This is a genomic window from Nonomuraea sp. SYSU D8015 (assembly GCF_008065375.1).
Classification (GTDB): Bacteria; Actinomycetota; Actinomycetes; order Streptosporangiales; family Streptosporangiaceae; genus Nonomuraea.
The window spans coordinates 38,704-58,547 of the sequence record NZ_VJYI01000039.1 but is presented as its reverse complement, the minus strand read 5'-3'; the positions used below and the strand labels follow the sequence as shown (position 1 = coordinate 58,547).

At 70.8% G+C, this 19,844-nt stretch carries 19 protein-coding genes, 7 tRNA genes and 5 pseudogenes; 9 read left to right on the top strand and 22 right to left on the bottom strand.

Annotated elements, in window-relative coordinates; translation table 11 throughout:
* Nucleotides 1-191: 191 nt before the first annotated feature.
* Complete coding sequence (locus ID574_RS56475; protein ID WP_188197350.1) at nt 192-1,028, top strand: MurR/RpiR family transcriptional regulator; 837 nt, start codon at nt 192-194, stop codon at nt 1,026-1,028.
* Here ID574_RS56475 and ID574_RS56470 read toward each other — a convergent pair.
* The 6 genes from ID574_RS56470 to ID574_RS56445 all read right to left on the bottom strand — a co-directional run bounded on the left by ID574_RS56470 (nt 1,009) and on the right by ID574_RS56445 (nt 6,058).
* Complete coding sequence (locus ID574_RS56470; protein WP_188197349.1) at nt 1,009-1,539, bottom strand: GNAT family N-acetyltransferase; 531 nt, start codon at nt 1,537-1,539, stop codon at nt 1,009-1,011. The genes ID574_RS56475 and ID574_RS56470 overlap by 20 nt on opposite strands.
* A 17-nt stretch (nt 1,540-1,556) precedes the next feature.
* On the bottom strand, nt 1,557-2,123 hold the full coding sequence (locus tag ID574_RS56465; RefSeq protein WP_188197348.1) for a helix-turn-helix domain-containing protein: 567 nt from the start codon (nt 2,121-2,123) through the stop codon (nt 1,557-1,559).
* Entirely contained in the window at nt 2,120-3,502 is a 1,383-nt protein-coding gene (locus tag ID574_RS56460) for a hypothetical protein (protein ID WP_188197347.1), read from the bottom strand. Before ID574_RS56460 ends, ID574_RS56465 begins: the two co-directional genes overlap by 4 nt.
* A gap of 84 nt (nt 3,503-3,586) precedes the next feature.
* Nucleotides 3,587-4,435 (bottom strand): hypothetical protein, encoded by an 849-nt coding sequence (locus ID574_RS56455; RefSeq protein ID WP_188197346.1) that lies wholly within the window; start codon nt 4,433-4,435, stop codon nt 3,587-3,589.
* Entirely contained in the window at nt 4,435-4,995 is a 561-nt protein-coding gene (locus ID574_RS56450; protein WP_188197345.1) for an RNA polymerase sigma factor, read from the bottom strand. The genes ID574_RS56455 and ID574_RS56450 overlap by 1 nt, the downstream gene beginning before the upstream one ends.
* A 238-nt stretch (nt 4,996-5,233) precedes the next feature.
* On the bottom strand, nt 5,234-6,058 hold the full coding sequence (locus ID574_RS56445) for a nitroreductase/quinone reductase family protein (RefSeq protein WP_188197344.1): 825 nt from the start codon (nt 6,056-6,058) through the stop codon (nt 5,234-5,236).
* Nucleotides 6,059-6,453: 395 nt separating this feature from the next.
* On the opposite strand from ID574_RS56445, the pseudogene ID574_RS56440 reads away from it, so the two are divergent.
* A pseudogene (locus ID574_RS56440) lies at nt 6,454-6,674 on the top strand (DUF4158 domain-containing protein); the annotation flags it as partial.
* 257 nt (nt 6,675-6,931) lie between these two features.
* Here ID574_RS56440 and ID574_RS63300 read toward each other — a convergent pair.
* The 3 genes and pseudogenes from ID574_RS63300 to ID574_RS56425 all read right to left on the bottom strand — a co-directional run.
* Nucleotides 6,932-7,219, bottom strand: a pseudogene (locus ID574_RS63300) (SDR family oxidoreductase); the annotation flags it as partial.
* 28 nt (nt 7,220-7,247) lie between these two features.
* Nucleotides 7,248-7,469: an ABC transporter permease gene (locus tag ID574_RS56430; RefSeq protein ID WP_188197342.1), complete on the bottom strand. Its 222-nt coding sequence runs from the start codon at nt 7,467-7,469 to the stop codon at nt 7,248-7,250.
* Between the two features lie 42 nt (nt 7,470-7,511).
* On the bottom strand, nt 7,512-7,928 hold the full coding sequence (locus ID574_RS56425; RefSeq protein ID WP_262496184.1) for an ATP-binding cassette domain-containing protein: 417 nt from the start codon (nt 7,926-7,928) through the stop codon (nt 7,512-7,514).
* 56 nt (nt 7,929-7,984) lie between these two features.
* Between ID574_RS56425 and ID574_RS56420 the strand changes: the two genes are divergently transcribed.
* Nucleotides 7,985-8,887: a helix-turn-helix transcriptional regulator gene (locus tag ID574_RS56420; protein ID WP_188197340.1), complete on the top strand. Its 903-nt coding sequence runs from the start codon at nt 7,985-7,987 to the stop codon at nt 8,885-8,887.
* Nucleotides 8,888-9,009: 122 nt separating this feature from the next.
* Here the strand turns inward: ID574_RS56420 and ID574_RS56415 are convergent, their stop codons facing one another.
* Nucleotides 9,010-10,203 (bottom strand): winged helix DNA-binding domain-containing protein, encoded by a 1,194-nt coding sequence (locus ID574_RS56415; protein WP_188197339.1) that lies wholly within the window; start codon nt 10,201-10,203, stop codon nt 9,010-9,012.
* 365 nt (nt 10,204-10,568) lie between these two features.
* On the opposite strand from ID574_RS56415, the gene ID574_RS56410 reads away from it, so the two are divergent.
* Complete coding sequence (locus tag ID574_RS56410) at nt 10,569-10,868, top strand: hypothetical protein (protein ID WP_188197338.1); 300 nt, start codon at nt 10,569-10,571, stop codon at nt 10,866-10,868.
* A gap of 106 nt (nt 10,869-10,974) precedes the next feature.
* Here the strand turns inward: ID574_RS56410 and ID574_RS56405 are convergent.
* The 7 genes from ID574_RS56405 to ID574_RS56375 form a co-directional block, all read right to left on the bottom strand.
* A tRNA-Tyr gene (locus ID574_RS56405) sits at nt 10,975-11,055 on the bottom strand.
* Between the two features lie 12 nt (nt 11,056-11,067).
* A tRNA-Val gene (locus ID574_RS56400) sits at nt 11,068-11,142 on the bottom strand.
* 16 nt (nt 11,143-11,158) lie between these two features.
* Nucleotides 11,159-11,233 (bottom strand) — tRNA-Arg (locus ID574_RS56395).
* Nucleotides 11,234-11,241: 8 nt separating this feature from the next.
* Nucleotides 11,242-11,315: transfer RNA gene (locus ID574_RS56390), tRNA-Glu, on the bottom strand.
* 4 nt (nt 11,316-11,319) lie between these two features.
* Nucleotides 11,320-11,392: transfer RNA gene (locus tag ID574_RS56385), tRNA-Leu, on the bottom strand.
* Between the two features lie 7 nt (nt 11,393-11,399).
* A tRNA-Gly gene (locus ID574_RS56380) sits at nt 11,400-11,471 on the bottom strand.
* 1 nt (nt 11,472) lies between these two features.
* Nucleotides 11,473-11,543, bottom strand: a tRNA-Ala gene (locus ID574_RS56375).
* A gap of 317 nt (nt 11,544-11,860) precedes the next feature.
* Here ID574_RS56375 and ID574_RS56370 point away from each other — a divergent pair.
* Complete coding sequence (locus tag ID574_RS56370; protein WP_188197337.1) at nt 11,861-12,619, top strand: MerR family transcriptional regulator; 759 nt, start codon at nt 11,861-11,863, stop codon at nt 12,617-12,619.
* A gap of 45 nt (nt 12,620-12,664) precedes the next feature.
* On the opposite strand, the gene ID574_RS56365 is transcribed toward ID574_RS56370, so the two are convergent.
* Both ID574_RS56365 and ID574_RS63295 read right to left on the bottom strand, forming a co-directional pair.
* Nucleotides 12,665-12,829: an alpha/beta hydrolase gene (locus ID574_RS56365; RefSeq protein WP_188197336.1), complete on the bottom strand. Its 165-nt coding sequence runs from the start codon at nt 12,827-12,829 to the stop codon at nt 12,665-12,667.
* A gap of 74 nt (nt 12,830-12,903) precedes the next feature.
* Nucleotides 12,904-12,999: pseudogene (locus ID574_RS63295) on the bottom strand (transposase); the annotation flags it as partial.
* On the opposite strand from ID574_RS63295, the pseudogene ID574_RS62605 reads away from it, so the two are divergent.
* Nucleotides 12,998-13,590: pseudogene (locus ID574_RS62605) on the top strand (IS701 family transposase); the annotation flags it as partial. The pseudogenes ID574_RS63295 and ID574_RS62605 sit on opposite strands and share 2 nt — an antisense overlap.
* A gap of 301 nt (nt 13,591-13,891) precedes the next feature.
* On the opposite strand, the gene ID574_RS56355 reads toward ID574_RS62605, so the two are convergent.
* Complete coding sequence (locus ID574_RS56355; RefSeq protein ID WP_188197335.1) at nt 13,892-14,227, bottom strand: hypothetical protein; 336 nt, start codon at nt 14,225-14,227, stop codon at nt 13,892-13,894.
* A gap of 110 nt (nt 14,228-14,337) precedes the next feature.
* Between ID574_RS56355 and ID574_RS56350 the strand changes: the two genes are divergently transcribed.
* The gene (locus tag ID574_RS56350; RefSeq protein WP_188197334.1) at nt 14,338-14,736 is read left to right on the top strand and encodes a hypothetical protein; all 399 of its coding nucleotides are present in this window, start codon (nt 14,338-14,340) and stop codon (nt 14,734-14,736) included.
* 359 nt (nt 14,737-15,095) lie between these two features.
* Nucleotides 15,096-15,887: pseudogene (locus ID574_RS56345) on the top strand (IS3 family transposase); the annotation flags it as partial.
* Nucleotides 15,888-16,011: 124 nt separating this feature from the next.
* Here ID574_RS56345 and ID574_RS56340 read toward each other — a convergent pair.
* Both ID574_RS56340 and ID574_RS56335 read right to left on the bottom strand, forming a co-directional pair.
* Entirely contained in the window at nt 16,012-16,317 is a 306-nt protein-coding gene (locus ID574_RS56340) for a DUF4158 domain-containing protein (RefSeq protein ID WP_188197333.1), read from the bottom strand.
* A gap of 11 nt (nt 16,318-16,328) precedes the next feature.
* Nucleotides 16,329-16,472 carry a DUF4158 domain-containing protein gene (locus tag ID574_RS56335; protein WP_188197332.1) on the bottom strand — a complete coding sequence of 48 codons (144 nt, stop codon included), beginning with the start codon at nt 16,470-16,472 and terminating at the stop codon, nt 16,329-16,331.
* A 250-nt stretch (nt 16,473-16,722) separates the two neighbouring features.
* Between ID574_RS56335 and ID574_RS56330 the strand changes: the two genes are divergently transcribed.
* Nucleotides 16,723-19,827: a S8 family serine peptidase gene (locus tag ID574_RS56330; protein WP_188197331.1), complete on the top strand. Its 3,105-nt coding sequence runs from the start codon at nt 16,723-16,725 to the stop codon at nt 19,825-19,827.
* The last annotated feature ends 17 nt before the right edge of the window (nt 19,828-19,844 follow it).

Below are 19,844 nucleotides of genomic sequence, written 5' to 3'. Positions count from 1 at the left end.
AGCTCCGACAGGTGCGCCGAGCGCAGCAGCGGGGTGTTGCCCTCGTTCAGCGAGACGGCCGGGGTGTCGTCGGTGACCGGCAGCCAGCGCCGGTAGCCGCTGTTGATCAAGCCATGCCAGATAGTCATGACCGCACCGTAACATCCGTTTCGCTCATGGCGGTATACGGCGATGGTGTAACATTTGTCATCATGGAGAACGACCCGGTGGCGAGCCGCCTCAGCGCCGTCTACGCCGAGCTGCCGCCCGGCGAGCGGGCGATCGTGCGGGTGCTGCTCGACGACTATCCGTTCGCGGCGCTCGGCTCCCTGCGGGCGCTGGCCGAGCGGGCCGGGGTCAGCCCGCCGACGGCGTCACGGCTGTTCGATCGGCTCGGGTACGGCGGGTTCGCCGACTTCCAGGCCGCCGTCAGGGACGGGGCGCGCGGCCGGTCGCGGCTGCACGAGTACGTCACCCACGAAACGGACGTTTCACCGGCGCCTTCCCGGCTGCGCCGCGCCGCCGACGACCTCCGCTCCGGGCTGGAGGGCACACTGGCCGCCGTCCCCGAGCCGCTGCTCACGGCCACGGCCGCGCTGCTCGCCGGGGCCAGGACCGTGTGGGCCCTGGGCGGGCCGCTCAGCGAGCTGGCCGCCGAATACCTGATCCGCCAGCTGGCCGGTCTGCGCCCGGGCGCGCACCCCGTGCCCGGATCCGCCGAGGCGCGTGCCCGTACCGTGCTCGACCTGGGCTCTTCCGATGTGATCGTGGCCTATGACTTCCGCCGCTACTCCTCGGCCACGGCGCGGTTCGTGCGCGCCGCCCGCGGCCGGGGCGCGCGGCTCGTGCTCGTCACCGACGCCTGGGGATCGCCGCTGGCCGGGGAGGCGGAAGTGCTGGTCCGGCTGCCGCGCGAGGCCGCCGGGCCGATCGCGCCGCTGGTCCACGAGATCGCCGTGACCGAGCTGCTGCTGGTCGCCACGGCCGCCCGCCTGTCGCCCGCCCGGCGCCTGGCCGACCTCGACGAGATCACGCAGAGTCTGCAGTGAGCCGCTTGAAGAAGAAGCTGCAGTCGCTCAAGGCGCCGTCCGGCGAGGCGGCGTAGCCGGGGACGATGCCGTAGCGGGTCCAGCCGCCGGTGAGGTAGACGTGCTCGGCGGTGCTGCCGGTCTCGGTGTCCAGCATGAGCAGGTCCACGCCGGCGGCGAGCGCGGCCCGTTCGGCGGTGGCCAGCAGGGCGCGCGACAGGCCGCGGCCCCGGGCGTCGCGGTGGACCATGAGCTTGACGATCTCGGCGCGGTGGCGGGCGTTCGGCTTGGCGGCGAGGACCAGGCTGATCGTGCCGCCGATCCGGCCGCCGTCGCGGCAGGCCCACACCATGTGGGTGCCGTCGGCGACGGCCGGGGCCTGGGCCCGCCACCAGGCGGCGGCCGCCTCGTGGCCGAACGGCGCCAGGAAGCCCACCGACGCGCCGTCGTCCACGGCGTCGACCAGGAGGTCGGCCAGCTCCTTGACGCTCGACTCGAACTCCTCGGCGGACAGGCGGGCGATCGTGTGCATAGGAGGTTCCTCGGCTTTCACGGCAGGACGACGAAGAGGGTGTAACGCACCGGGGCGGGGCCAGGGCAGCGGAAGCGGGAGGCGCCCCACAGCCGGAAGCGCAGGCAGTCGCCGGGTCCGACGGTGTGCGGGCGGCCGTTCGCGGTGATCTCCAGCGTGCCCTCCAGCACCCAGATGTGCTGCTCCAGCCCGGGGACCGGGGCCTGGTCGTAGACGATGTCCGCACCCGGCCGCAGGGTGCCTTCGACGATCTCGCCGCGCAGCCCGGGATGCGGCGGGGACACCGACCTGCGCACGAAGCCCGACGCCTCGTCCTGCCACACCGGCTGTTCCCCGGCCTCCACGAGTTGCGGCGGCTCGGACTCCACCTCGGCCAGCAGCCGCGACATCGTCCGCTCGTAGACTGCGCACAGCTTGTTGAGCAGGGCCGCGGTCGGGCTGATCTCCCCGCGTTCCAGGCGTGACAGGGTCGAGCGGCTGATCTCGGCCCGGCGTGCCAGCTCCTCCAGCGACCAGCCGCGCTCCACGCGCAGCGCCGCCAGCCGTTCGGCCAGCCGGACGTCCAGCTCTTCGGCGTTTCTCACATCTGGGAGCTTATCCCATATGTGGGAGGACGGGTGACGGCGAGGGCGGCGGCCAGGCAGGCGACCGGGATGACGGGCAGCACGTAGCGGTGATCGAAGTCCAGGATCGCGACCGGGCCGACGAGCAGGCCCATCGCCACCGCCCACGGCAGCAGCGCCACGCGCGGGCGCCGCACCGCACCCGCCGCGCCGAGCAGCAGGATCGCCGCCAGCAGCGGGCCTCGCAGGTAGGCGGCGTACTGGTAGGCGATCAGGACGTCCGCGTACGGGCCGACCGACGACAGGCCGCGAAGGTCCGGGTCGTACTCCTTCCTCACCTTCTCCACCAGCGGCCGGCCGGGCAGCGGCCACCGGCCGTGCTTGAAGCCGAAAGCCGGGGTGGTGCGGGCCGGGTGGGCGATCGGGGTCCAGGAGAAGGCGATGGAGGTGTCGCGGACCACCTCGCGCAGGTAGTCCAGGGGCTGGGCGGCGATCGCGTCGACGGCGAACGCGCGGGCCAGGTCGTTGTGCGCGAACCGGTCGCCGGGCAATTGGTTGAGGGAGGACGTCGGCGCCCACACGTACTCCGAGGCCGCGTCCAGCACGGTCCCGTTCGGGCACAGCCGGGCCAGATCGGGCGGCGGGTCGATGACCGAGCAGTCGGCGAAGGTCATCGTCCGGGCCCACAGCGCCACTCCGTCCGCGCCGCTGAGCGTGAAACGGCCGTGATGGGCGGCGTACCAGGCGGCGTAGGCGGCCAGGGGCAGCGTCCCGGCCAGCGCCAGCGCGGCCAGGCGCCGCCACCCTGCCCGCCGGACCGCGAGCACGAGCAGCACCAGCAGGAACAACGGCAGCGCGATCGTCCGGGTCAGCGCGGCCAGCGCGAACAGCAGCCCCGCCCCGGTCGCGGCACGCATCGGCAACACGTCCGGCGACCACATCAGCACGGTCAGGCCCGCCACCACCAGGAAGATGAACAGCGTGTCCGACAGCACGGCGTGCTCCAGCCGCAGGAACGACGCGTCGAACAGGGCCGGAACGGTGGCCAGGGCCGCGCCCCAGCCGGGCAGGCCGTGGCGGCGCAGCACGGCGTAGATCATGACACCGACGGTCAGGCCCATGGTGTGCTGGACGGCCGCGATCGCCTCCACGCTGTGGAACGGCAACAGCGCCCTCAGCAGCAACGGGTAGCCGATCGGGTGGAAGGCCGCCGACGGCGCCAGGTGCACGGCCGTGTCGAGATAGGTGAAGGAGTCGTACCAGTAGAGCTGGGCGGGGCGGTAGCCGAGCATCGTCACCACCCGCAGGCCGGCGGCCAGTGCGAGGAGCGCCGCGAACAGGCGGTGGCCCGCGAGAGGGGGCGGGCGGGGCGGCGCGGCCACGCGGGTGTCTGCGAGCACGGTGGATCCGATCGTCGTGAGGGAGTCCGCGCACGCGGAACAGAACGCATGGCGGTGAAGGGGAAAAGTGGGGCGAGGCGCCGGTCAGTCGCGCTTGTCCGAGCAGAAGACGGTCACCGGCCGGGCGTGCGGGCTCGGCTCGGGGCCGACGTACAGCACCGCCTCATCAGCCGAGGCCATGTAGCCCTCGTAGACGTGCCAGCCGGTGGATGGAGTGCGCTTGGCGGGGAGGGTGCTGAAGGTCGCCGTCACACCGCGCTGCCGCAGGATCGGCACGACCTCGGCGACGGTCTTGTTGACGTAGTCGACGCAGTCGAAGGGCTCGCCGGGCCAGTCGATACGGGGCCGCATCTCGTACGGCTCGCCGGGGCGGGCCTCGCGGCCGAGCGTGACCTCGGCCTCCTTCTTGTAGTCGACCGGGACCTTCAGACCGACCTTGCAGCCGTCGAACCGCCTGCAGGGGCCGGGGCCGGCGATGGAGTGGATGGGGCCCTCGGCGGGCACCGACTCACCCGGCCGCATGCGGTGAATGCGGTCGACGTCGTGAAGCACGGTCATGCCGCCCGCCATGCTCGCCGACGTGGGCACGACCTTGAGCTTGACGTTGATGCCGCGGGCCTGGAGTTCGGCCTGGTAGACCTCGGGATCGGCCATGAGGTCCTTGACCGTGATGACGTAGTATCCGCCGTCCTGCCTGATGTCCAGAGCCGCGGAAGCGGGGCCGATGCCGACCGTGACGGGGAAGATCCAGCTCAGCACCACGGCCAGCACCGCGATCGCGGGCACGGCCAGCCACCGGCGGTGGCGGCGCGGCCGGGCCGGCGGGGCCACCGGGAGCGAGGTGATCTCCTCCATCAGCTCCCACGCCAGCGGCGTCGTACCCGGCCCCGGGTCGGGCGCGACGCGCGCCACGAGGCGATCGACGTCGTTCATCACAGCGCCTCCCTTTGCAGCGCGACCGCGCGAAAGCCGTGGCGTGCTACGTCGAGCCCGGCCGCCTTCAGCTCCTTGACCAGGCGTTTGCGGGCCCTGTGCAGCCGCAGGCGGGCCGCGCCGCGCGAGCAGCCCAGGACCGCGGCGATCTCGTCCGAGCCCAGCCCCTCCCAGGCGGCCAGACACAGCACCTCCCGGTCGTCGGGAGCCAGGCGGCGCAGCGCCTCCCGCACGTCGCCGAGTTCGTCGTCGGCGTCCGGTCCGGTCGCCTCCGCCCACAGGGCCAGTTGCTGACCGAGCCGCTCGACGAGCTCACCCCGGCGGGTCTCGGCGCGCCGGCCGTTGGCCAGCACGCGGCGGGCCACGCCGTACAGCCACAGGCGCGACCTGCCGCCCTCGGGCACGTCGTCCAGGCGGCGCCAGGCGACGGTGAAGGTCTCGGCGAGGGCGTCGGCGGCGTCGTCGTGCGAGTCCGTACGCCGCCGGACGTAGGCGAGGATGTCGGGATAGTGCGCGGCGTAGATCTCCTCGAAACGCTGCTTGCGATCACGGGGGGCCACGCTGCTGCCTCTCGTCCGGGGCTCCTTCACTCCATACGTGTCCGAACGCGCCCGGCTGTTTCACCCCGTACCGGGGAATTTCCCGCTGCCGGCCGGGCTCCGCCTCGCGCAGGGCGCTGACCAGGAGAAAAGCGCAGGAGTATATTCGGAACGAGGGCATGCTCGCCGGGCGTCCTGACCTGCGCTCCAGCGCGCCCATCCCACCTGGGCGCGCTGGGCACGTCCCCGGCCGCGCGGGCTACCCGCCGTTGAGCAGCGCCACGAGCTGCTCCTCCTCGTAGTCCAGGTGCGACTCCAGCTCCCCGGTGAGCTCGTTCACCTGGCTCAGCAGGGCCTCGGGGGCGATGTCGTCGGCCGCGAGCAGCTCCTGGAGCCGCTCCAGGAGCTGCTGGACGGTCACGTGCTCGGCCCGCAGCCGCTCCAGCGCCGGAGCCAGCTCCGGATGGCGGCCTTCCAGGGCGGGGAACATGAACCCGTCCTCGCGCGAATGGTGCACGTGCAGGCCCTGGCACAGGGTCAGGCAGTTGACCCGCAGCTGCGCGCCCACGCGCGGCCCCGAGGCGGCGACCTCCTTGCGGATCAGGGCCAGCTCCCTGCGGAAGGCGTCGTGGATGGTCTTGAGCGCGTCGCCCATGGGCCCTGCGGGCGGTCCGCCGTCGATCGGGAGGAGCGCGACCACCGGCAGGACGCGGCCGGACCTGGACTCGTACTCGGCCCATCCGGGGTCCTGCTCGACGGCGCGGGCGAACAGGCGATCGCGCTCCTCGCCCTCCAGCACGACCGCCTTCGCCTGCTGCGTGAAGGTGCCGACCTCCACGGTGACCTGGGGGTTGGCGCGCAGGTTGTGATACCAGGCCGGATGCGCGGGCGCGCCGCCGGCCGAGGCGATGACCAGGAGGCGGTCGCCGTCGGGCAGGTAGCCGAGCGGGGTGGTGTGAGGTGCGCCGGTCCTGGCGCCGACGGTGGTCAGCAGGAGCAGCCTGCCGCCCTCGAAGGGGCCTCCGACCTGCCCCTGGTTGGCGCGGAACTCGTCGATGATCTGCTGGTTGAAGTTCATGGGCATGCGTGTTTTCACTCCGGGCGGATTTAAGGTCGATGACATGGGAAACCCGCACGGCATGCCGGAGGAGAAGGCGGGCCGACTAAACCGCCGAAGGCATGGGACGACGCGCGGGCGCTACGTGCTCAGGCACGACCGATTGAGTAGGTCACGGCGTCATCCCCCTTGATTCGGCGCCTCCATGCCGCCGCCGTCCACCCGGCCGGCGTCACGCGACGCGACCGCCATTACACGCGCGTGCCCGGATCTTGTCAAGGCGGGGCCGGCGGGATGTCGAGACGCAGGCGAGAGTCGAACTCGCTCGGACGGCGTTGCAGGCCTCCCTCCGCACCGGGGGTCGAGGAGGAGCTGAACAGGACTTAGCGGTAGCGACGCCTGGTCGATGTCGATGACGGTATGTGGCGGTTGAGTTCCTGACGGACGAGCAGGCGGCGGCGTACGGGTGCTTCGTGGGAGAGCCGGCCCAGGCGGAGCTGGAGCGGTTCTTCCTTCTGTGCACGGGCGATCGCGAGCTGGTCGCGAAGCGGCGGGGCGATCACATGCGGCTGGGGTCGGCCTGCAGTTGTGCACGGTCCGGTTCCTGAGGACCTTCCTGACCACCGATCCGCTGGATGTGCCGGGGCGCCGAGACTCACTCGGCCGCCAACGCGCGCCTGATCGAAGCCCAGGCGAAGATCCCCGTCGTGGCGTGGTGGGGCGGCGGCCTGGTGGCCAGCTGGGGAAGGTGGCGAGCATGGACGCGGTGCCCTGGGAGCGGATCTCATCGGCCCATTCGAGAGCGTTGCACATGAACTCCGCCGGCTGCAGCAGGGTCCAGCGGATCGCACTGGACTCCAGGGCGCTTTCGATGCTGGTGGGCGACCAGCCGCTGAGGACTGTGGCCCGAGTGATGCCGTGGCGTGCGGCGAGGTCGATGATCTCGGGGCCGTTGGTCAGGTCGTGGTCGCCGCCAAAGGTGATCAGGTGGATCGCGTCGACCCCTTCGAAGGCTGCTCCGAGCGTGGCGGCATCGGTGAGGTCGCCCGCCACCACCTCGACACCGGTCGGGAGGTCGGCTTTGGCGGGGGTGCGGGAGAGTGCGCGGACGTGGTGTCCGGCTTCGTGGAGTTGCGCGACGAGGTGCCGCCCGACCTGGCCGGTCGCTCCGGTGACGAGGATGCGCATGTTCGTGGGTCCCTTCGTGCGGGTGTTGTCAGTCGGTGCTGGCGTGCAGGGCGCGAAGCCCGAGGACGAAGCCGAGGACGGCGGTCGTGCCGGCGGCGAGGAATCCGTAGCCGACGTCGGGGGTCGCGATCTGTCCGGCGAAGAGGTCGCGTTCGGCCTCGACGACGTGGGTGAGGGGGTTGAACTGCGCGAGGACGCGGATCCACTGCGGCCCCTCATCGAGGGGGAGCAGCATCCCGGAGAGGATCATCAGCGGGAAGGACCGTCTGGTGCACGGTGCTGAAGACGACGGTCATGTCGCTGCGGCGCCGATCCCGATGATGTGGTCCCAGAGGTTGTTGCGGTTCTGCGGGTCGAGGCCCGTCGTCGGCTCGTCCAGGAACATCAACGCTGGGAGGTGCGCCAGCCCGATCGCCAGGTCGAGGCGCCGTCGCTGGCCACCGCTCATCGCCTGCGTCTTGCGGCGCGCCAACTGTTCCGGACCGAGCGCCGAGAGCAGTTCGGCGGCTCGGGCGCGGGCCGCGGCCCGGTCGAGGCCGTAGATGCGGCCCTGGGTCACGACCTCGTCCAGGGCCCGTTGGGTGTGCCCGGCGCCGTTGCCCTGGCCGACGTAGCCGATGCGCTCGCGCACCAGCGGAGCCTGGGTCCGTACGTCGAAGCCGGCGACGCGCGCGGCGCCGCCCGTGGGTGGGAGCAGCGTCGAGAGCATCCGCATGAGCGTGCTCTTGCCCGCGCCGTTGGGCCGAGAACGGCGACCGTTTGCCCGTGCGCCACGGAGAGGTCGATGCCCGCGTCAGCCAGCGCACGCTCCGCCGCGACATCGACAGCCTCCAGGAGCTCGGGTATCCGATCACCGCCACACGGGGCACCGGCGGCGGCTACCAACTCAGCCCCGGCGCCTCGCTCCCGCCCCTGGTACTCAGCGAGGACGAGGCCGCCGCCATCGTCATGGGGCTTCAAGAGATCACCTCCGGCCCTTTCCCGACGTCAGCCGACGCCGCGCTGAGCGCCATGGCCAAGATCGTCCAGGTGCTTCCCGTGCGGATCCGACGCCGCATCGACAGCCTCCGCGCCGTTGCCGTCCCGGCGCGAAACCCCGAGGCACGCGTCGACATCACCGATGTCGCCTCGTTGACGACCCTCGCCCTGGCCTGCCGCGACACCGAGACGGTGAAGTTCGCTTACCGCACCCGCACCGGTCAGACCGCGGCCAGGACAGTCCACCCGCACCACATCGTCCGCGTCGAGAACCGCCTGTACCTCATCGCCTGGGACCTCGACCGGGCCGACTGGCGCACCTTCCGCGTCGACCGCATCGGTGATGCGAGCCGCACCGGCACGACGTTCGCTCCCCGCCCCCTGCCCGCCGACGATCCCGTCGAGTACGTGCGCGCCCGGATCAGGCCGATGCCCGCCAGGTATCCCGTCCGCGCCACGGTCGGGGCCCCCGCCGAACGGGTGCGGGAGGAGATCGCGCACTACGGGACGGTGGAACCCATCGACGACACCTCGTGCCGGGTGGAGATCGCCACCGACTCCCTGGACTGGGCCACCTTCTGCATTGGAGCGCTCGAGGCCCCCGTCGTGGTCCACGGCCCACCGGGAGCCATCGCCTACATGCGCGCCTGGGGACGACGCCTCACCGCCGGTACCCAAGAGCCCTCGTGACCCGCGCAACGGTATTCAGGGGCGCAGAATCGGGCGGTGCCCGGAGCAGCGGACACGGAGCAGCGGACACGGAGGAAACACGCACCGCCCCAGGCCCCCGGCCCACCCGCGGCCCCTGTGCGTCAACGCCCGGCGCCGGGCTGCACGGCCGGTGAGGGGTAGACGGTGAACACCCGCTGGCCGTCGAGCCACGCACTGAGCCGCCGCGCTTCGGCCGCCAACGCCTCGCGGGCCTGCGGGGAGACATCGTCATCAAGCAGGCGCAGCTCGACCACACCGCCGGGATCCTGCACCCATGCGCCGACGACGCGTCCGTCGACCCAGGCGGTGGTCCCGGCGTTGCCGGCACTGTCGAACAACTGGGGTGCGTGCGCACCGAGGTAGAAGGCGCGTGCCTTCCAGCCCATCACGGTCGGATCGAGCAACGGCAGGAGCGCGACCCACGGCTCGGCGGCGACGACCGGGGCGAGGTCGTCCGCGCGCAGCCACCCGACCGAGCCGTCCTCCAGGGACACCCGCTGCGCGCCGATGTCGTCCAGCGCGGTGCGGACTGCGGACTTGGTGGCGCCGAGCCACCAAGCGAGGTCGTCGACGGTGCCGGGGCCGTAGGACCACAGCCACCGGGACACTAACTCGGCATAGCCCTGCCGCGCCGCAAGCGCCTCGGGCACCTCGTCCCCCCACCACGCCTGTGTCGTCGTCCATGTCGGGCGGCTCGTGTACCAGGCTCCAGCGTTGGCCGCGCGCGACACCGCGCCGTCCAGGCTCAGCTGGGTGAGCACTCGCGGAGCGATCGCGATCCGTCCTCCCCAGGGCTTGTCCGGAGCCTGCTCGATGAAACCGGCGGCCTCGGGCACTTCCTCGCGTACCCGCTTCGACGTCCGCGGCACGCCGTCGGCCAGGCATGCCAGCACCGCCTCTTCCGCAGTCGCGAGCCATGCGGCTCCCTGCCCCTCACCGGCCGGCCCCCAGCGTTGGAGGTCCCTGACCAGTCGTTTGCGATGGGCCGCGGCCACCCGGGCCGAGGCACTTCCCCACACCGCCGGCACAAGATCGCGGGGGAACACGAACAGGGTCTCTCGCATCGACTGCTGTCGAATGAGGGAGCGTGTGTCGTGGAACGCCCGTTCGACGTCGTCGATGTCGAGCGCGTCGACCCGTGCCCAGCAGGACAGGTGCACGCTCGGCGGGTCGGTGGCGTGCAGACACACCACCGCGCGGGCGGCCTCCTCGGGAGAGGCCGCTTTGGCCGTGGGTGCGAGAGCGTGCCGCACGCCCAACCGGGCGCGGCGCTCCTCATCGGTTACCGAGCGCATGGGGCCATCCTGGCGCAGAGGGCCGACAGATCGAGGCGCACGCGGCAACGCATCGACGGTCCAGCCTCATGTCACGGTGCCGCCGCCGAACGCGGTGCTCGCCCGCTTCCGTGGGATGGCACACCCATTCGGCCTCCACGGGCCGGCCCAGGTCGGTGCGAGTGACGCCCCTGGCGATGAGCGCGTCCGTGGGAGCTGTACCCAGCTACCAATGCAAGCCCCCTTCGGCGTAGCGCCCAAGTCCGATCGATCCTCCCCGAGGGCCTACGTGGTCTGCACACCCCCGGCCCAGCGCGACCTGCTCGCCCGGGCCGAGGCCGACCCCCACGGCCTGTCTGGACAACCTCGACCGGCCCGGGCCCGGCGTGTCGGCGCCGGCTCTGGCCTCCCTGCTCCGCCGCAACTTGGCGTGGGCCCGGACGTTCACCGACCTGCACGGCACCGTCAGGATCCAGGTGGGTCCCGCCCTCGGCGGCGTGGTCGCGCCGGAGGGCGGCGCCACCCGCGCGCTCGCGGCCCGGTCCCTGCTCTGGATCGCGGTCAGGTGGCTGCCCACCTGGATCGAGATCGCCGACGGCCACCTCGGCGGGGCCGTCCCGGCGCACGCCACTGCCCCCGGATCCCCTCCGCCACCGCCCTCCATCGACGACCTCCGCGGCCAGTGACAGCCCGCATTCGCCACCGCTAATTGCTGCTCAGTTCCTCCTCGACCCCCGCACCGGCGAACTGCGCCAAGCCCGCCTCGACCCCCCACGATGGCCGCGCGGAACGTGCGCGAGGACGGAGTCGAACCGCCACAGCCGAAGCGTCCGGTTTACAGCCGGGTGGGCTCTCCAGGTGCCCAGCTCGCGCCTTGAGCAATCGTCGGCCCGGCAGGAATCGAACCTGCGACGCCCGGTGTGTGAGACCGGTGCTCTGACCATTCTGAGCTACAGGCCGGATATTGAATTGTCGGTGGCCCCAGCAGGATTCGAACCTGCAACGGACCCGGCTTCGTAGGCCGGCGCTCTCTCCATTGAGCTATGAGGCCGTGCTGCGTACCGCCGACGGGACTCGAACCCGCAGATTTCCAGATTGAAAGTCTGGTGACTTTTCCTTTCGTCTACGGCGGCTCAGTACGTCCGGCGGGATTCGAACCCGCACCGTCCGGTTCCTTAGACCGGTGCCTCTGCCATTGGGCCACGGACGCTCTGACGAGCCGCAGCGGGGACTCGAACCCCGTCCTGCTGGTTGGAAGCCAGCTGCCTTACCAGTTCGGCCTCTGCGGCGTGGACCGACGGGATCTCGAAACCCGAACTCCTGCTTGCAAGGCAGGTGTGATGCCTTTTCACCATCAGCCCAAGAATTGTTTGCCCGCGGAAACGACGGAGGCCGCCCGGGTGCGTCCCTGGCGGCCTCCGGATCCTCCTCCGCGAGGATTACCCCGAAGCCGGCCCGATGAGCGCGCAGCCGTACACACCGGTGCGGCGGAAGAGGTGCCGTTCCTGCTCGAGTGTGGTGGCTGCGTAGCGCATGACCGGCCTTTCCTGACGTTTCGGTGTGCGACGTGAACCACGGTAATCGGGGGCGTCATGGGAATGCCACTGATTTATTTCCGGCCCGGCGCCTCCCCTCCCCCGATTTGACGTTCACAGCACAGGGATGCTTTTACTGGGGCATGCGGATCGGAGAGCTCGCCGCGCTGCTGGGGGTGTCGACCCGGACGGTGCGCCACTACCACCAGCAAGGCGTGCTGCCCGAGCCGCGCCGCCGCGCCAACGGCTACCGCGAATACGGCATGCGCGACGCCCTCGCCCTGGCCCGCGTCCGCCGCCTGGTCGCACTCGGCCTGAGCCTGGAAGAGGCGCGTGACGTCATGGCCGACGACCGCTCCAAGGAGCTGCCGGAGATCCTGGCCGAGATCGACGCCGACCTGGCCAGGCAGGAGGAGGCGCTCCGGGTCAGACGCCGGCGCCTGGCCGAGGTGCTGCGGCAGGCCGAGGCCGGGACACTCGGCCCGGAGGACACCGCCTCACCCGACCTGCTGGCCTTCCTGAAGGCGGTGGACCTGCCCGAGTCGAAGGCGGCTGCGTGGGACCGCGACATGCTGATGCTGATGGACAGCGTGGCGGCGGCGCCCGAGCGGGAACACGCGTTCGCGATGCTGGAGGCGCTCGCCGCCGATCCCGAGGTCACGGCGCGCGGGCACGAGTTCTACCGCAGGCTCGACGAGCTCGCCGACGCCGAGCCCGACGACCCCAGGATCGCGCCCTTGGCCGCGATGCTGGCCGACTACAGCATGAGCCACCTGCTGGGCGATGACGGGTCCGGCGTGCCCGACGGGAGCGTGGAGACGATGGAGCCCTTCCTCGACGGGCTCGCCCCCGCCCAGGCGGAGGTCGTGCGCCAGGCGGTCCGCCGCATCGCCGCCCGCTGACCCGCTCGGCACGCGAGCCGGCGAATCGGGACGCGTGGCCGGTCGTCAGCACGCCGCCTGGCAGGTGGTGCCCGGCGGAGGGAGCCTCAGGGTCGTCAGATAACGGTTGACGTGGGCGGTGACGCAGCCGCTGTTGCCGTAGATGTAGAGCATGTGGCCGTGGCCTTCGTACCGGACGCCCGACGAGCCGGGCACGTGGCGCCCGGACACTCAACATGAGCCTCCGCGAGCTCTCCATGCGTACCGGCCTGACAATAAACGAACAGGACAGCTACATTTCGGCCCCGCCAGTTCAACGCGGCCGAGCAGGCATCGGTGACCGCGTGCACGCTGACCGCGATCTGGCAGTTGGTCACCTTCCCCGCTGTCCCGGTGTACTGGCAGGCCCTGGAGATGCTCGATGAACTGGCCGCCTGGCGACAGGTACCACCGCATGGTGGTGGCCGACTCCGGCTATGGCGATGTGACCGCGCTGCGGCTGGACCTGACCGAGCGCGGGCTGTCAGTACCGCAGCGCGCCTTCCAGCCTGCGCGAGCTGGCCCTGGCCGCCGGACGAAGCAGCCTGCGCCGGGTGAGCTGGCGGCAGGGCACCAAGCAGAGCAAGGGCAACCCAGCCGCCACACTGCGCACCCGCTTCCTGGTCCGTCGGGTACGGCCCGCCAACAGCGACATCCCCCGCAACAGTGATGGGCATCTGCCCGGCTGCTGGCTCCTGGCCGAATGGCCACCCGGAGAGCCCGAGCCCACCGACTACTGGCTGTCCACCCTGCCGGCCGGCATCCGGCTGCGGGACCTGGTCCGCCTGGCCAAGATCCGCTGGCGCATCGAGCACGACTACCGCGAGCTCAAGACCGGCCTGGGCCTGACGCACTTCGAGGGACGTTCCTGGAGCGGGTGGCATCGCCACGTGACCCTCGTCTCAGCCGCCCACCTGTTCCTCACTGAACTGCGGTTGACCAGCCCAAAAAGCTGCTGGCGCGGCCTGACCTTTTACAAGATCTTGCACATGCTCCAGGTGCTGTTAGCCACCTGGAGCGGTCGCTGCCCCACCTGCCATCAACGACCGCCATAACGAACTAACAAAGTACTACTACAGCAGTGATCAGTAACGGACGAACCACCGCCCAACGCCGCCAGGATCACCCGATCGCCACCGCCCCAGGCCGCGACGCATGAGAACCTGCCTAACGACGCGACCAAGCCTCAGGCCAGCGCCACGAGCGGGTTCGGCTCCCCGACAGGGAGATCCGCTCTCACGCCGATAGCCCTGGTCAGAGGCGCCACACATGAACGCAGCCGTCCCTGCCCGCCGTGATGGCAACGACGCGGCCGCCCAGGTCGGTCACGCGGACGGCTGTCACGTCATGGGCGTGCTCGGTGAACGGTCCGTGGAGGAGACGCCGCTCCTGTAGATTCCACACGCACACCAGGCCGTTCTCCGAGCCGGTCACTGCGATCGGACGGCCGTCCGCGACGCCGACGTCCATGCATGTGATGGGGTTCTCGTCTTCGTCCTCCTCGTCGCCGAGTTGCTCTCCCGCATCAATCGATTCTTCCCACGTCCCGGTGCCGGGGTTCCCCAGCATGACTTGGTTGTAGCCGGCCACCACGGCCAGGACGCGGCCACCACGGCCAGGACGCGGCCGTCCACCGTTGCCAGGGCCGCACCCTTGACGGCGATGCCGCTCTCCTCGAACTCCCGGAGGATGGTTTGCTCGTGGACGTCCCAGAGCACCACGTGGCCGTCCCCATCGGCGGAAAGCACGACCGGGCGGCCGTTCAACGCACTGGCCGTGAGGCAGCCGATGCCTTCTCGATGCGCGTCGAAAAGGACGGGCTCGACATCGATGGCGCCGCCAGTGTCCGGGCGCGACGCCTCCCACACGCGCAGGAGGCCGCCTTCTTGGTCGCCGGTGAGGAAGTACGGCCGCTTGCAGTAGACGATCCGGGTCTTGTCCGGGTGCAACCGCAGCCCGACCTGCTCCATCCGCTCGCCGATCGCCACGGCCAGCATGCGGGCCTGGCCTTCGCTGCGGCAATGACCACCACATCGTCGACATGGCGCTCGAACGGCACGAACGGAAACCTCCGCGCCATCCAGATGTCGAAGGCGTAGTGCAGGAACAGGTTGGCCAGCACGGGCGAGACCGCTGATCCTTGCGGGGTTCCGTGATCACGCTCGGCCGCGAGCCGTCGCTCGTCTACAGCGGGGCGGCCAGCCACCGTTGCACATACAAGACGATCCAGGGCTGATCGGTGTTGGCCCGCACCACTTTGACGATGAGCTCCCACGGAACGCTATCGCAGAACTTCTAGATGTCAGATCGATCACCCAGTCGTTCGACCAGCAGCGTTCCCGGCATCCGGCCACCGCATCCAGCGCCGACCGGCCCGGCCGATACCCGTAGGAGTCCGGATGGAACATCGGTTCCACCGCCGCCTTCAGCCGGGCGGCCACTCGTCCACGCGATTCCTCCCAGCAAGGCGGCGTCGGCCCGGGCGGAGCGCGCTGCGGCCGATGCCGCGCCGGAGGAGATCAGGCAGATCCACGCCGCGTTCGACGGCACCTACGGAAGTCCGCGCGTCACCGCCGAACTGCGGGCCCGGGGCCGCAGGCTCAACCACAAGCGGGTGGCTCGGGTGATGCGCCGCTTCGGCATCGTCGGGCTGCACTTGCGTAAGAAGGTGCACACCACGGTGCCCGAGCCGTCGCATCAGAAGGTGCCGGACCTGATCCGGCGGGACTTCACCGCGCCGGTCCCGAACCGGCGCTATGTCGGCGACATCACGTACTTGCCCGTCGGTGAGGGCCGGTTCCTGCATCTGGCGACCGTGCTGGGTCTGGGCTCGCGCCGGTTGGCGGGCTGGCCGATCGCCGATCACATGCGCACCGAGCTGGTGACCGACGCGCTGCGGACCGCCGCTGCGACGCGCGGCAGCCTGGCCGGAGCGATCTTCCATGCCGATCATGGGGCCCAGTACACCTCGGCCGAGTTCGCCAAGGTCTGCGCCGAACTCGGCGTGCGCCAATCCATGGGAGCCGTCGGCTCCAGCGCCGACAACGCCGCCGCGGAGGCATTCAACGCCAGTATCAAACGCGAGACGCTGCAGGGTGCCAAGGGTTGCTCCTCAGCGCGTGAGGCCCGCTTGGCGGTCTTCCGGTGGATCACCCGCTACAACACCCGCAGGAGGCACTCCGCTCTCGGCTACCTCAGCCCGATCGACTACGAACAGCGAACCACCGATAAGGTGCTGCTCGCTGCGTGACAGCCGGTGTCCACACTTCGGGGCGAGCTCCCGACCTCAGCGGTCAGATCGGTGGCCGCCTTGCGGGCCGTGCCGACCATCTTGACCAGGATGAGCACGCCGGGCCGGATCACCTTGGCCGCCATCAGATACTCGCGCGCGCCAGGTTGAACAGCAGCGTCGGCGAGTCGTGCTCCATTCCCCGGTCCAGCAGGAACTGCTCCAGCTCCTTCATCGCCTGGCAGCCCGCCGGGGTGGTCTGCCACTCCAGATACGTGGCGATCAGGCCCAGATGGTCCGAGCGGGTCTGATCGCGCTTGCCGTACAGCCGCAGCGCCGCCGGGATCACCCCGAGCCGCTCGGCCACCCGTGCCGCCGCCGCGGGCGGCGCTGCGGTCACGTCGTCGGGCACGAATCCGAGCCAGGGCAGGGTACACAGCTGGACCAGCATGCCCAGCCGATCTACCGGCCCCGTCCCTTCCCCGGATCGACGAAGGCCACATCCGCCGCCGTCGGCGTGAAATACCTGATCAACTCATCGCTGGTGATCTCCGGGTACGAGCGCAGCTGCTCCAGCTGCTCCTCGGAGAACATCTTCTCGGACAACGCACCACCTTTACCTGCCGTACCGGACGAACCGGAACGAACGTAGCGGCAGTGATCACCAACCCGTCAGATGCGGTCGTTAGTGCAGGTCAGAAGCTACTTCGTTGGAAATTTCTTCATTGCTACGGGGACCCCTCCGACGGCGCGGGCGCTCGTGGACGAGCCGGCCGTCTTCACGCCTTGACCATACTACGTTAAAAGAAGTATTGTCGCTGCACTCATCAAGATCACGTATTGATGGAGGCAGCTCATGATGTTAGGCGGCATTCTCGCGTCCGTCCTGCTGGCCGGCGCGATCACCGGGGCGCCACCACCGCACCGACCCGAGCCCGGCGTACCGTCCGGCGCCGTCACCCTGATCACCGGCGACCGCGTCGTGGTCTCCGGCGGTGGCGTACGCGTGGAGCCCGGGCCGGGTAGGCGGAGCGGATTCACCCGGCAGGTGATCGAGGGCCACCTGCACGTGATCCCGTTCGACGCCCGTCCCCTGATCGCCCAGGGCGTTCTGGACCCGCGGCTGTTCGACATCACGCAGCTGATGGCGTGGCGCTACGGCGACGCCGACCGGCCCGACATCCCCATGATCGTCCAGTCGGCGGAGGTGCCGGGGGCACGGCGGCTCGCCGGGCTCGGCATGTCCACCCTTCAGGTCCCCAAGAAGGACGCCGCCCAGACCTGGAAGGAGGTCACCGGCGGCCCCCGGGCGTTGGCGGCCGGCAAGGGCAAACTCTGGCTGGACGGCCTGCGCCCCTGGACGCTCGACAAGAGCGTCCAGCAAATCGGCGCCACCGAGGCCTGGAAGCAAGGGATGACCGGTCAGGGCGTCACGGTGGCCGTACTGGACTCCGGCTACGACCCCGACCATCCCGAACTCAAGGGCGTGGTCGCCCACGAGCGCAACTTCTCCGACGAGCCCGACATCCGTGACACCGTGGGGCACGGCACGCACGGCGCCTCCACCGTGGCCGGAGCCGGGGAGCAGTACCGGGGAGTCGCCCCCGGCGCCCGGCTCGCCATCGGCAAGGTCGGCGGCCGTAACGGCCCCTCGGACTCCGCGATCCTGGCGGGCATGCGGTGGGCCGCCACCGAGGTCAAGGCCAAGGTCGTCAACCTCAGCGTGGGCGGCCTCGACACCCCGGAGCTCGACCCCGTCGAACAGGCGGTGAATACGCTGTCCGAACAGACCGGCACGCTGTTCGTCGTCGCCGCGGGCAACGACGGCCGCCAGGCCCCGGTGTCCAGCCCCGGCAGCGCCGACGCCGCCCTGACCGTGGGCGCGGTCGACGACGAGGACCAGGTCGCCTCCTTCTCCTCCGAGGGCCCACGCGAGGGCGACCATGCGATCAAGCCTGACATCACGGCCCCGGGCGTGGACATCATGGCCGCCCAGGCGGGCGGCGGGCACGTGGCGTACAGCGGCACCTCGATGGCCGCTCCGCATGTGGCGGGAGCGGCGGCGATCCTGGCCCAGCGGCATCCCGACTGGACCGGCCGGCAGCTCAAGGCCGCCCTCATGGGGAGCGCGGCGGCCACGCCGGGCGCGACACCGTACGAACAGGGCACCGGCCGCGTGGACCTCCTGCGAACCCTGGCCCAGCAGGTCGTGGCCGAGCCCGCCGGCCTGTGGACCGCCTTCCCCTGGGACGGCGCAGGCGAGCGGGTCTCGACCAAGACGATCACGTACGCCAACTCCGGCGACACCCCCGTCACCCTGGAGCTCGTCACGCAGGGCGGTGAGGTGCTGAAGCTGTCCGCGCAGCGCCTCGAGGTGCCCGCCAACGGCACGGCGTCGGTCCCCCTGACGATCGACGCCACCGGAAAGGCCCCTGGCGACTACCCCGGCATCGTCACCGCCACCTCGGCTCAGGGCGAGATCCGCACGCCGGCCGGCGCGTACGTCGAGCCGGAGTCGTACGACGTGACCATCACCGCCATCGGCAGGGAACCCGGTGACTCCTTCGTCTTCGCCCAGCTCTACGACCCGGAGACCGGCGCAGTCCGACCGCCCTTGGTGTTCCAGAACGGCACGGCGAAGGTGCGCCTGCCCGAAGGCCGCTGGAACCTCTACGCCGACATCGCCGCAACCACCTCGCTGACGGTCATGCACACCACCTTGCGGATCGACGGCGGCGACCAGCAGATCACGCTGGACGCCCGCCAGGGCCGGCCGGCCGGCTTCGCCGTCGACGACCCCACGGCCGCGCCCAGGAACCTCACCCACTTCCAAGTGCGGTTCGGCAAGTGGTCGATGGGCTGGCGGGGCGGCTTCGATCCCACCAAGGAGTTCTACGCCGTGCCCGTGCGCGAGGCCGGGCTGAGCTACCAGCTCAGATCCATCTGGGACGCCACGGACGGCACCGTCTACGACCTGGTAGACACACGCGCCGACGGGCTTCCCGCCGACATGGGCCAGCGGACCCGGCGCGAGGAACTGGCGAAGGTGGAGGCGACGTTCCTCGCCGCCGGTGTCGCGGCGCAGGGGCGGCCGCACTTCGCCCCCAGGTTCGGCGCCGAGCGTAGCGGCTTCCAAGCGACGCTCCCGAAGGACGTGACGCTCCCCGGCACCGTGACCTACTACCGCACTCCCGGACTCGCCTGGGAGAGCACGTTCGACACGGGCACGTCCTCGATGTGGGACACGGGGAAGGTCGTCAAACGCGGCCTGACCAAGGAGGTGTGGAACGCCGCCGTCGCCGGCCCCTCGTTCGCCCGGCCGAACGGGACCCGTACAGGCGACATGCTCTCCTTCGACGCCGGCCATCTGTTCGCCGACGGCGCCGCGGGCAGGACCGGAGGGGACCATGCCGCGACCGGCACCGCGACCCTCGCCCGTGACGGGCGGACGATCGCCGAGACCCCGCTCGCCGGCTGCCTGAACGAGTCCTGCGCCCTCACCGCCACGCTGCCCGCACAGCGGGCCGAGTACACGCTCACCACCTCGATGCGCAGGCAGGTTCCGCACACGGCACTGTCGTCGAGCGTGGAGGCGGTCTGGACGTTCGCATCCGAGAGCGCGCCCGAACGGCGGGCACTGCCGCTGATCGCGGTCCGGTACCTCCCATCCGGTCTCGACGCGTTCAGCCGGGCCCGTGCCGGTAGCGTGACCAAGGTGCCGGTCCACGTGGAGCGCAACCCCGGCGCGGCCTCGGCCAAGGTCACCTCGCTCAAGCTGGAGATGTCCTCCGACGACGGCGCCACCTGGCATCCCGTGCCGAGCGTCCGCAGTGGGTCCGGCTGGACCGCGACCGTGCCCAACCCGCGGACGTCCGGATTCGTCTCCCTGAGGGCCACGGCGACGGACGTGTCCGGGACAACGGTCAAGCAGACCGTCATCCGCGCCTACGCCGTCAACTGACAGGCGCAGAAGGGCCC

Excerpts from the sequence above, each read along its gene's own strand:
- ID574_RS56475 (WP_188197350.1), top strand. The coding sequence starts at position 192 with ATGGAGAACGACCCGGTGGCGAGCCGCCTCAGCGCCGTCTACGCCGAG.
- ID574_RS56470 (WP_188197349.1), bottom strand. The coding sequence starts at position 1,539 with ATGCACACGATCGCCCGCCTGTCCGCCGAGGAGTTCGAGTCGAGCGTC.
- ID574_RS56455 (WP_188197346.1), bottom strand. The coding sequence starts at position 4,435 with ATGAACGACGTCGATCGCCTCGTGGCGCGCGTCGCGCCCGACCCGGGG.
- ID574_RS56445 (WP_188197344.1), bottom strand. The coding sequence starts at position 6,058 with ATGCCCATGAACTTCAACCAGCAGATCATCGACGAGTTCCGCGCCAAC.
- ID574_RS56430 (WP_188197342.1), bottom strand. The coding sequence starts at position 7,469 with ATGATCCTCTCCGGGATGCTGCTCCCCCTCGATGAGGGGCCGCAGTGG.
- ID574_RS56425 (WP_262496184.1), bottom strand. The coding sequence starts at position 7,928 with ATGCTCTCGACGCTGCTCCCACCCACGGGCGGCGCCGCGCGCGTCGCC.
- ID574_RS56415 (WP_188197339.1), bottom strand. The coding sequence starts at position 10,203 with ATGCGCTCGGTAACCGATGAGGAGCGCCGCGCCCGGTTGGGCGTGCGG.
- ID574_RS56370 (WP_188197337.1), top strand. The coding sequence starts at position 11,861 with ATGCGGATCGGAGAGCTCGCCGCGCTGCTGGGGGTGTCGACCCGGACG.
- ID574_RS56340 (WP_188197333.1), bottom strand. The coding sequence starts at position 16,317 with ATGCTGGTCCAGCTGTGTACCCTGCCCTGGCTCGGATTCGTGCCCGAC.
- ID574_RS56330 (WP_188197331.1), top strand. The coding sequence starts at position 16,723 with ATGATGTTAGGCGGCATTCTCGCGTCCGTCCTGCTGGCCGGCGCGATC.